The organism is Bifidobacterium sp. M0353 (genome assembly GCF_016100645.1).
GTDB classification, from domain to species: domain Bacteria; phylum Actinomycetota; class Actinomycetes; order Actinomycetales; family Bifidobacteriaceae; genus Bombiscardovia; species Bombiscardovia choladohabitans.
Genome location: NZ_JACFSB010000019.1, coordinates 1 through 483, shown reverse-complemented (window position 1 = coordinate 483; position 483 = coordinate 1). Strand labels below are relative to the sequence as shown.

Annotated in this window: 1 protein-coding gene; it reads left to right on the top strand. The window is 28.4% G+C overall.

The features are described from left to right. Positions 1-238: 238 nt before the first annotated feature. Positions 239-483: ParA family protein (locus H3V04_RS08805; protein ID WP_198188194.1), on the top strand; the 245-nt coding region annotated here is incomplete at its 3' end.

Below are 483 nucleotides of genomic sequence, written 5' to 3'. Positions count from 1 at the left end.
AGTGATAGTTAGTCTGCTTTTTCCTTTAGATACTTATTAACTTTTAATAACTGTGTCAATCAAAACGAGGCGTTAGTTATTAACAGTTTTTTATTTACTCACAAAGTATAACTTAAACTTTGTTAAAATGCAATTTAAATAAAAAACGTTTAAATTTAAAAATTTAACGTTTAAAATTAAAAAATAAACGTTTTAACGTTAAAATGTGGTATTATATATTCAGAAAGAAGGTAAGCCTATGTCTGCAAAGGTAATTTATAATTATAATTTTAAAGGCGGTACAGGAAAAACAACGCTGTCTGTAATAGAGGCCTATTTATTGTCACAGAACAATCGCGATATCTTGTTTGTTGACCTTGATCCGCAAAGCAATGCTACCGATATGTTTAATGTCACATTTAAAACAGAAATGAATCCAACTACACCATTAGTTGACGGATTAACAAAAGGCAATTTAGCTAACACGATTATTAAACTTGATGA